This window comes from Psychrobacter sp. ENNN9_III (assembly GCF_001462175.1).
Taxonomy (GTDB): Bacteria; Pseudomonadota; Gammaproteobacteria; order Pseudomonadales; family Moraxellaceae; genus Psychrobacter.
Genome location: NZ_LNUO01000138.1, coordinates 1 through 9905 on the forward strand (window position 1 = coordinate 1; position 9905 = coordinate 9905).

Below are 9905 nucleotides of genomic sequence, written 5' to 3' on the forward strand. Positions count from 1 at the left end.
TTTTTTGTGCTTAAAACTATTTATGGCAAAGGTAAAAGAGGTTTATTCTTCTACCCACTCGCCTTTACGCCAATATACACCCCAGCGCGTGGCTTTGCCGTTTTTCTCAGAGCCGATATATTGCTCTTTTTTCTTACGTGACCAGCGTAAAATCGTTGGATTACCATCAGGATCTTCATCTGGCCCTTCAAACAGATATTGGAACTTATCTTCCATTTTATCTTTGACTTCGCGTAGCTCAGCAAGCTTTGGCGCACGTGTCTCGCGTACTTTTGGGAACTTAGACGCTGCTAAGAACATCCCAGCCGCTCCCTCACGTAAGATAAAATAATCATCATGCTTGGTTGATTTGAGCTCCGGCATATGAATTGGATCCATACGCGGCGGTGCCGCTTCTCCCGTTTTGAGCACTTTACGCGTGTTATCACATTTTTGACAAGCAAAGTAAGGACCAAAACGCCCCGTCTTTAACTCCATCTGCCCATCACACTTATTACAATCAATGGTTGGTGCATCTGAACCCGGTACTTCAAACTTACCTTCTTCTAGAATATAACCGTCGCAATCAGGGTTGTTACCGCAGATATGTAGCTTGAGACCACCATCGACGATATAACCATTCATGGCTGTACCACATTTTGGACAGCGTTTTTTCTCCATCAAATCTTTGACTTCGGCCGCCTCGTCGTCTCCTTCTGCATCATCAAGATTGGCAAAAGCTTCAACTGGCATTAAGTTTTTTGTGCCTTTACAGCGCTCTTTTGGTGGTAAGTTGTAGCCCGTACAACCTAAGAATACACCCGTTGAGCCAGTACGCAATTGCATCGGACGATTGCAAATATCACAGTGTACATCTGGTACATCTGTTGGATCATTAGGACGCATACCATCTTTATCTTTGGCATGTTCAAGCTTAAGCTTAAAGTCACCATAGAAGTTATCTAACACATCTTTCCAGTCTTGATCGCCTTCTGCAACATGGTCAAGCTTATCTTCTAACGCTGCGGTAAAGGTATAATCCATCAAGTCTGGGAAGCTTGCTGTCAATCTGTCGGTGACGATATCACCCATCTTTTCGGCAAATAGGCGCTTATTTTCAAGTTTGACGTAACCACGATCTTGAATGGTTGAAATAATTGAGGCATAAGTCGATGGACGGCCGATGCCTTTTTTCTCTAGCTCTTTGACCAAGCTCGCTTCAGTATAGCGCGGTGGCGGCTTAGTAAAGTGTTGACTTGGATCCAGCTTATCTACGGTGAGCTGATCGCCTTTTTTGACATCAGGTAACAGCGTATCATCTGTTTTGGCTGGTGGCATGACTTTAGTATAACCATCAAAGGTCATGGTGCGACCACGAGCTTTTAGCTCGACATCACTGGCGCCAACGAATAAGTTTACTGACAAGTATTTCGCTGGTGGCATCTGACAAGCGACAAACTGACGCCAAATCAGCTCATACAAACGTATGGCATCGCGCTCAACGCCTTTGAGCTGAGTAGATTTCATATGAACATTAGATGGACGAATCGCCTCATGGGCCTCTTGTGCACCTTGTTTATTGCCATAAAAGTTTGGTTTTTCTGGCACATATTTATCACCATAGCTGTCTTCGATATAGCCACGTGCAGCAGCCAATGCATCTCCAGACAAGAAGGTCGAATCCGTACGCATATAAGTAATATGACCAGCTTCATATAAGCGCTGTGCCAAAATCATAGTCTTCTTAACTGAAAACCCTAAGCGTGTGCTAGCAGCTTGCTGCAAGGTCGAGGTAATAAACGGCGCACTTGGACGTGACTGGGTCGGTTTTTCCTCACGCTCTTTTACGATAAAGTCGCTTGATTTTAGTACCTCTAAGACTTTATCAGTCTGCTCTTTATTGACGAGCTTAAGCGTTTTGCCACCTTGTTTGGTCGCCTCTAAGCGAATAATAGCTTGCTCAGCGTTTGCAGCTTTTTTAGCTGTACTGTTGGCAACATGGGTATCGGCATGAATCTGCCAGTATTCTTCTGGTATAAAAGCGCGAATTTCGTGCTCGCGCTCGACCACTAGGCGCATGGCAACCGACTGTACACGACCTGCAGACAGTCCGCGAGCGACCTTTTGCCATAGTAATGGCGATACCATAAAGCCGACGACCCGATCTAAAAAGCGTCGCGCTTGCTGGGCATTGACACGGTCGATATCGAGCTTTGATGGTTCTTTAAAGGCATTTTGAATGGCAGATTTAGTAATCTCATTAAAGACCACGCGTTGATACTTACTATCAGGGCCACCGATGACTTCTTTTAAATGCCAAGCGATTGCTTCCCCTTCTCTATCCATATCCGTTGCGAGATATATTTTGTCAGCGTCTTTGGCTAAGGCTTTAAGCTCTTTGATGACTTTAGTCTTGTTCGGCAGCACTTCATAGACTGCTGCCCAGTCGTGCTCTGGATCGACGCCCATACGGCGTACCAGTGCTTGCTGCGCTTTTTCTTCTTTGCTCAAACTTTCATCTTTTTTGGCCGCAGCTGTCTTTTTTGCACTTTTACTGGCACTGACTGGCAGATCGCGGACATGACCAATACTTGAGCGGACAATAAAATCATCGCCAAGGTATTTATTGATGGTTTTGGCCTTGGCTGGTGATTCGACAATGACTAAAGACTTACCTTTCGGCTTGTCAGCAGCAGTTGCCCCGTTTTTGGTTGTAGTTTTTGCCATATGTGACGACACCATAATATAAGTAAATTAAAAGTAAGGATAAATTCAGCAGCATGGCAATTTTATTGGCTAATTATAATAGCTCAGCGATTTATTGTAGTAATAGCTGCCAACAAACACGGTCGTTTAACAAACAATAACCATAAAATAAAATATGGTTATAAAGACGTTACACTGCCAAGAGTGAAACTGTCAACTTTAAATAATTTAGAGTTTGCCAAAAGCATCTGCTCAATGTCCTTTAATGGAGATGAAAAATTTCTTTACCAGCTTTACGGCTGTTTTTGCAAGGTTGAAGCCCATTTTTCAAGATTTTCTTTAAGCGCCAGTAAGTCGGTCTCAATCATTTTCGATTGGTAATTGGGATTGGTTAATGGACGAACATAAGCGATATCTTCCCAATAAACAACAATGCTATTAGATTTAGTTAGTAAACCTTTTACAAACGGCTCAATACTGACAGGCAAATCCAGCGGTGCCTTGTCTAGAGCAAAATTGGACTTTTTGAGCACCGTATTGGTGCCACTTTGGTGAGTACGAATCACACTTGGAATCGTAAGCTTACTCTCATCCGTACTCGTATCGACAAAATTGCTGTCTGGTCGCCATTGCCCATCAATCACTTGATAACGCATATGCGGCAGCTGCCTATCGTCGAGCACAAGGCAGTACTGCCCAAGCATCCCGCGACCATATTCGTTGTCACGGCCTTTGATCCAATCAGGACAAGCAACAAGCTTTGGATTAAGCTGTAGACGACGCGCCGTCATACGCAGCTTGTCTAAACGCTGATCAATACCGTTCGGTTTGAGCGCCATCATACTCCCTAATACAAATAGTACAATGATAATTGCGATCCATAACCCCATGAAAAACTTGCCTTATCGTTTGGTTAATAAGTGTCTATTAACGTTATAAATGGTACTTGTTTGCTAGCCATCGTTATCAGATATGGCCAGCTCTTTTATATGCACTATATATTAAACCAATGTGCTATTAGCTAACAAAGAGACGCTCTCAAGGTGCTATGTGCAGACTAATATCGCGGTCTTATACACAAAATTCAAGCACAAGCTTCTACTCTTCATAAATAACAGGCAAACAAATACTTCTATATCAACCACTTAAAAAGCGATAATAATTTAACCCAATAACAAGATATAAAAGCCGCTCGTACAAAAAATGCTATGATAAACCATAATTTTAAACACGCGCAGGTTTATTATGAACTATCTTTTTAAACAAAACTCCTCGACTGCTGCTTTACGCAGCAAAGCGCCTAATACAGTAAATAATGTACAAACGCATAAATCGAGTATGGTTTTAGCTATAATAGGGACAGCTGTACTCGCCCTATCAGGCTGTGCCACGACCAAAAAACTCACGCCGCAGCAGTGTCAAACCAGCAATTGGCAAGAAGTCGGCTATGCAGATGGTATCCGCGGGCGCTCAGGTGCTTATTTTGGCCACTATACCAATCAATGTGCAAGCGTCAGCGGTGCTATGCCTAACCGTATCCAGTGGGAGCAAGGACGCAAACAAGGTCTAAAAAATTATTGTACCGAGCTCAACGCTTATAAGCTTGGCCGCGAGGGCTATGATTGGCAACCTGTCTGCCCGCTCGAAGGTATTGAAAAGCTCGAGGAAGCTTACTCGCAAGGGCGCTACTACTATATCCGTCAGCGTGACCTCGACTATCTACGCACGCCTTATCCGTTCGGCTACGGGCCTGGACGCTTTGGTTACGGTTATCGTCCATTTAGCTATGGCTGGTAACTATAATCTGATGTTGATAAACAATGCTGACAACTTAAAATGTTCTATAATAAAGAAAACCTCACAAGGTTGCCCAAGCGAGGCTGGAGGAAAAATTTATTATTTTAATTATTCTTCTTATTGTTTTGGTTATATTCTTATTGCTGGGTTTGTTGGTTTTTTTAGCAAGCTTATTGTTATAACTGCTAATCTCTCAATATAGCTCATCTATAAGAATTACTTAAAAAGAATTACTTAAAAAGTTACTCATTGACAAAGGCTATCTTGGACAGTCCGGCTTCACTCGCAGCGGCCAGCACTTGTGACACGGTATCGTATTTACTATCTTTGTCAGCGCGTAGCTGCACTGAAGGGTCTTCGCCTGTCGCACTCTGCTCTTGTAGCCTCGCCTCTAGCGCCTCCATACTAATCGGATCGCTGTCCCAAAATAGACCTGCGTCTTTATCAATACTGATTTGAATGGCTTTTGGTGGCGGCTCATTGACTTCTGCACTGGTCTTTGGCAAATCTAAGGGTACCGTAGGATTAAGCACTGTCGCCGTCAACAAAAATATAATCATTAAGACCAGCATGATATCAATCAGCGGTATAAGGTTCATCTCATTCATGCTTTGAACGTCATCATCACCCAGTTGAAATGCCATAATTTCCCTCGATATACTGCTTTCAATTCGTTTGGTTATTCACGCTACCACTTACATTCATTACCTAATCACTACCCTCATCAGTTTTAACGACCTTGTTAGAGGGAAGCCACTATCCCTGCGATGGGGCTGAGTTGCGATAGTGCGCGGTGTGCTGTGCGTCTTTTTGAGTGACCTGCTTATCTTTTGCCACCTGTGCGGCGGGGACGGTACTTGGATGGCTATTGGCCACTGCTTGCTTAGCAGATGTCGCCAACAGATCATGGGCACGGTCATTGGCATGGTACATCACTCGGCGATTGATACGCACTGAGAGGTTATAAAACACCACCGCTGGAATGGCGACAGCGATACCAAGACCTGTCATGATCAATGCCTCACCGACAGGCCCTGCCACTTGTCCAAGTCCTGCTTGTCCGGTCATGCCGATATTGTGCAGCGCATGAAAGATGCCCCATACCGTCCCAAATAGCCCGATAAAGGGGGCAATCGCAGCGGTCGTCCCGAGAATAGGCAGGCCGCGCTCACTGGCAAAGCGGTAGCGGCCGATATGCTTGAGTAATGTTTGCTCAGTAACTAGGCGACGCTGGGCTGCATCACAACCGTCCAGCTCAGGCTGCTTGACCATCATCTGCTGACTCAAATCGTCGGCGACAGTGGTAGCCAGTTTGCGGCTTTGTAGCACACGGATAATCCCCGTCACCCAAGAAATAATAGATAAAATCAATAGCAAAAAGAACAAGGTCTTGGTCACCATATCGCTGATTTGCCAGTAGTGCATAAAGTCCATGTTAGAATCCTTAATGTTTAATACCATCATATGATAGCGCTACGTATGTCACAGCTAGCCTTATCATAAAAATTATAAATGTCTTTTAAAATCAATGAGATAAATTCAATAAAAAAAGCTCTAAGGTACAGCGTAGCTGACGGGTAGTGTTACATTACCCACCACAGGCACGCCGTTTTGTGTAAAAGGCTTAAACTTGCCAGAGCGAACTTGACGCTGCGCCTCTTTATCTACTCTTGGATTGCCCGAAGACTGTGCCACTCGCACACTATCGATACCACCTTGCTTATTGACTCTTAACACCAGCACCACGTTAAACGTATCGCCTGAGCGAGCATTACGAGCAGCGCGCTCAGGAAAGCTCAATCTCGGCGGCGATGCCCAATCTGCATTACTGGCAGTAAAGTTCACTGGCGTATTGCTTGCTGCAGCTTTCGCCTGTGCCGCAGCCGCAGCGGCTTCTTTGGCCGCTTTCGCTTGAGCCGCTCTTTGCGCGGCTTGCTGGGCAGCCAGTGCTTCAGCTTCTCTAGCAGCTTGCTCTGCCGCCAACCTCTCAGCCTCTTGCGCTGCTGCTTTGTCACGGGCTTCTTGCTCAGCCTTCCGCTGTTCTTGCTCTCTTATACGACGTTCTTCGGCTCTGCGTTGTTCATCAGCCGCTTGGGTATCAACTTTAGGCTCAGCTATCGGTGTTTTTGGCGTTTCTGTCTTGACGATGTCAGGCTGCTTTTCTACTACTTTTTTAGGCGGCGTTACTTTTTTTGGTGGTGTTGCTTTAGGTGGTTTTTCTTTGATGACCGGTTTTGGTTGAGCCTTGACGGCAGGCGCGGCTTTAGGTTCGGGCGGCGTAGCTGGCGGTATATTAGAAACCACCTCCTCCACCACTGCGACAGGCTCTTTTTGCAAAGTCACAAGCTCTATCTCAATAGGCGACGTCTGATTTTTTGGCGGCTCTTCTATCTCAGGTGTTTTGAGCGATGCTAATGCGACTACCGTCAGCGCATGTAGCGCCGCAGCTATCGCAATAGCTGTCAGTGTCAATTTAGGAGATGGCGCGTCTAAACTCGTTGAATTCATAACACTCTAATATTCATTAACTGAGGTAGAATGGTGTAGATGATAGTGCAAACGATAATTATTATCAATAATAAATTATGATATTTTATTGTTAGCCAAAGATTATCTTGCTGCTATTGCAAGGTTATTTATATTAAAAAGGCCTTATTTTAGTTAAGCCTCCCTACTCAAAAATCTCTTTGTATAATAAAGCATGCCTATAAAAACATTTGGCTAAAAACGCAATGTTTAACTAATAATCCTACTTACTTTAGTTAAATAAAATGCTCAGTAATAAATACCATTATCATTTTTATTGATAATGAGTCTCAATTACTTTATGATAGCCCCTGTCTTATAGTCCTATTCTATAAAAGCATCAGTGCTTATTACTTATCAATACAGGCAGATACATTACTAATAAGCTGCCTATATCCGTCATATACCGAGTTATTTATGTCTACTAACCCCATGTCCTCTACCCGTTCTACTACTCCTTTACTTAAACGTCCATTATGGACGGCGATCGCCACTGCCCTTGCTGCGACGATCAGTGTGGCAGGCTGTAGCTCTCCTGAGTCCAACGACTCAGAGCCAGCAGACGCTCAGACCGAAAACCCAACCGCTGACCATGCCGAAAACGTCGCTAATAACGATGCTGTCTCGACGCATACCATTACTGTCGATACCGCCAGAGGGGATATGGATCTGGCAATGAACCCATCGCCATTGGTCGTCTATGACATGACCTTGCTACAGGATTTGGCAGCGTTGGACATCGCTGTCGATGGAGCGCCAAGTGGTTTGCATTTGGACAACTTGCATTCAGAGACGCAGCCTGAACCAAAAGAAGTGGGCACGGTATTTGAGCCAGACCTTGAGGCTCTAAACGCCATGCAGCCCCAAGCTATCTTGGTCGGCTCGCGGATGGCCGAAAAATACGATGCGCTCTCAAGCATCGCGCCAACGCTAGATATGACCATCGATACGGCCAACATCTATGAGTCGAGTAAGCAGCGTTTGCACGATCTTGGCGCGCTGTTTGGTAAAAGCGCCCAAGCGGCCAAATTACAAAGCAATATCGACAGCCTAATCACAGAGGCCAAAGCCGTCACCAAAGACAGTGGCACCGGTCTGGTGGTGATGGTCAATGGCAATAAAATGTCTGTCTATGGCGCTGACTCACGCTATGGCTTTATTCATAATGTCGTCAATGTGCCGATCGCTGATGATCAAATCAAAGACGGTCGTCATGGTCAGCCGATCTCTTTTGAGTATCTACAAAAAACCAACCCTGATTGGCTATTCGTCGTCGATCGTAGCGCCGCTATCGGTGAAGACAGCGTGGGTGCCAAAGCGGTCTTAGACAATCCGCTGGTCGCCCAAACCACCGCGTGGCAAAAAGACCAAGTAGTTTATCTAAGTCCAGATTCTTATCTCGCCTTTGGTGGTTATTATCAGTGGATACAAGATCTGACCACGATAAAAAATGCGTTTGCAAGCGCAAAATAAACGCGGCAACCATACCAGCTATTTTTTGACCTATTATTTAATGAGCCAGTAGCCGTTATGTCGTTATTTTCATCGCGTGCCCAGGCCCGCGCCAATAGTCTTGAGACCAGTCCCGCTTTGTCCACATCATCACCTTGGCAAAGCGGCAGCAAGGCTCTGAGCCACACGCGTCGGCATGCGGCCCCACCGCCATGGCTTATCAACACAGCCAGCCTCATCATGATGGGGCTTTTGGTGTTATTAAGTTTATCCATTGGGGTGGCGGATTTTTCATGGTCTGGTATTTTTCATAGCCTCATCAACCATAGCGCCAACTCGGACAGCTCGCTACTACTGGTGAGCCGCATACCGCGCACCATTGCCATTATTTTGACCGGTGTCGCCATGGCAGTGGCAGGGATGATCATGCAAGTGGTGCTAAAAAACCGCTTCGTCGAGCCATCGATGGTAGGGGCCACCCAAAGCGCAGCACTGGGATTGCTGGTCGTCAGCTTGCTGTTCCCTGCCAGTGCGCTACTGGTCAAAATGGGTGTCGCCACCATTGCGGCAGTCGGTGGCATGATGCTGTTTATGCTACTCATTCACCGCATTCCGCCGACGGATTTTTTGATGATTCCGCTCATCGGTATCGTCTTTGGCGGTATCATCGAGGCGGTGACGACCTTTATCGCCTATCAGACCGAGACGTTACAGATGCTCAGTGTTTGGCAATTTGGCGACTTCTCTGGCGTTTTGGCAGGGCGTTATGAGCTGCTATGGCTAACGGGCGCGCTGTGCGTGCTGGCTTATATCATCGCTGATAAGCTAACCATCGTTGGGCTAGGCGATAATATCGCGCTGAACTTAGGCATTAGTAAGCGGCAGGTCACTTGGCTTGGCGTCGGTATGGTGGCGATGATGAGCGCGGTCGTCGTCGTGACGGTGGGCATGATTCCTTTTATTGGTCTGGTGGTGCCAAATATCGTCAGCCGGCTGATGGGCGATAAGCTGCGCCGTAGCTTGCCAGCTGTCGCGCTACTGGGCGCATCGGCAGTATTGCTCTGCGATATCATCGGGCGCTCTATCCGCTACCCCTTTGAAGTGCCGGTCGCCACGGTGTTTGGTGTGGTCGGCACGGTGCTGTTTTTATGGTTGTTATTGCGCGCGCCTGCTGAGCGATAAGGCGTCTTGTAATAAGGCGTTTTGTAATAAGGCACCTCATAACAACGTAGCGCATAATAACGCATCTGGCCATCAAGCAGCTGACTCACCACCATCGACCCTTTTCTTTATTTATTCGTCCTGTTGTCTGCTTAGATAAGCGTGGCGTTGTTACTATGGTTGAATCTAAATAAATCAGATACATGGCTATCAAGTCGCCCAATGAAAAGTTATTTTTCTTGCGTGCTGTGCCTACGCCGACAAGAGATGCTACGGGCACCTAC

Annotated in this window: 8 protein-coding genes; 3 read left to right on the forward strand and 5 right to left on the reverse strand. The window is 46.0% G+C overall.

Going from position 1 to position 9905, the window contains the following annotated elements; translation table 11 throughout:
- Positions 1 to 42: 42 nt before the first annotated feature.
- Together topA and PENNN9_RS08395 are read right to left on the reverse strand one after the other, a co-directional pair.
- Entirely contained in the window at positions 43 to 2706 is a 2664-nt protein-coding gene (gene topA, locus PENNN9_RS08390) for a type I DNA topoisomerase (RefSeq protein ID WP_082638045.1), read from the reverse strand.
- A gap of 272 nt (positions 2707 to 2978) precedes the next feature.
- On the reverse strand, positions 2979 to 3575 hold the full coding sequence (locus PENNN9_RS08395) for a hypothetical protein (RefSeq protein ID WP_058369249.1): 597 nt from the start codon (positions 3573 to 3575) through the stop codon (positions 2979 to 2981).
- 355 nt (positions 3576 to 3930) lie between these two features.
- On the opposite strand from PENNN9_RS08395, the gene PENNN9_RS08400 reads away from it, so the two are divergent.
- Positions 3931 to 4482, forward strand: coding sequence for a DUF2799 domain-containing protein (locus PENNN9_RS08400; protein ID WP_058369250.1), 552 nt, complete (start codon positions 3931 to 3933; stop codon positions 4480 to 4482).
- A gap of 242 nt (positions 4483 to 4724) precedes the next feature.
- Here the strand turns inward: PENNN9_RS08400 and PENNN9_RS08405 are convergent, their stop codons facing one another.
- From PENNN9_RS08405 to PENNN9_RS08415, 3 genes are all read right to left on the reverse strand, one after another.
- A complete protein-coding gene (locus PENNN9_RS08405; protein WP_058369251.1) occupies positions 4725 to 5126 on the reverse strand; it encodes an ExbD/TolR family protein in 402 nt (133 codons plus the stop codon).
- A gap of 112 nt (positions 5127 to 5238) precedes the next feature.
- Entirely contained in the window at positions 5239 to 5916 is a 678-nt protein-coding gene (locus PENNN9_RS08410) for a MotA/TolQ/ExbB proton channel family protein (protein WP_058369252.1), read from the reverse strand.
- 120 nt (positions 5917 to 6036) lie between these two features.
- Positions 6037 to 6990 (reverse strand): energy transducer TonB, encoded by a 954-nt coding sequence (locus tag PENNN9_RS08415; protein ID WP_058369253.1) that lies wholly within the window; start codon positions 6988 to 6990, stop codon positions 6037 to 6039.
- Between the two features lie 435 nt (positions 6991 to 7425).
- Here PENNN9_RS08415 and PENNN9_RS08420 point away from each other — a divergent pair, with 435 nt between their 5' ends.
- Together PENNN9_RS08420 and PENNN9_RS08425 are read left to right on the forward strand one after the other, a co-directional pair.
- A complete protein-coding gene (locus PENNN9_RS08420) occupies positions 7426 to 8481 on the forward strand; it encodes a siderophore ABC transporter substrate-binding protein (RefSeq protein WP_058369254.1) in 1056 nt (351 codons plus the stop codon).
- Positions 8482 to 8700: 219 nt separating this feature from the next.
- A complete protein-coding gene (locus tag PENNN9_RS08425) occupies positions 8701 to 9642 on the forward strand; it encodes an ABC transporter permease (protein ID WP_156410090.1) in 942 nt (313 codons plus the stop codon).
- The last annotated feature ends 263 nt before the right edge of the window (positions 9643 to 9905 follow it).

What these genes read in the sequence shown, in the direction of transcription:
- PENNN9_RS08415 (WP_058369253.1), bottom strand. Translation starts at nt 6,990, where the DNA reads ATGAATTCAACGAGTTTAGACGCGCCATCTCCTAAATTGACACTGACA.
- PENNN9_RS08420 (WP_058369254.1), top strand. Translation starts at nt 7,426, where the DNA reads ATGTCTACTAACCCCATGTCCTCTACCCGTTCTACTACTCCTTTACTT.
- PENNN9_RS08410 (WP_058369252.1), bottom strand. Translation starts at nt 5,916, where the DNA reads ATGGACTTTATGCACTACTGGCAAATCAGCGATATGGTGACCAAGACC.
- PENNN9_RS08405 (WP_058369251.1), bottom strand. Translation starts at nt 5,126, where the DNA reads ATGGCATTTCAACTGGGTGATGATGACGTTCAAAGCATGAATGAGATG.
- PENNN9_RS08425 (WP_156410090.1), top strand. Translation starts at nt 8,701, where the DNA reads ATGATGGGGCTTTTGGTGTTATTAAGTTTATCCATTGGGGTGGCGGAT.
- PENNN9_RS08400 (WP_058369250.1), top strand. Translation starts at nt 3,931, where the DNA reads ATGAACTATCTTTTTAAACAAAACTCCTCGACTGCTGCTTTACGCAGC.
- PENNN9_RS08395 (WP_058369249.1), bottom strand. Translation starts at nt 3,575, where the DNA reads ATGGGGTTATGGATCGCAATTATCATTGTACTATTTGTATTAGGGAGT.
- topA (WP_082638045.1), bottom strand. Translation starts at nt 2,706, where the DNA reads ATGGCAAAAACTACAACCAAAAACGGGGCAACTGCTGCTGACAAGCCG.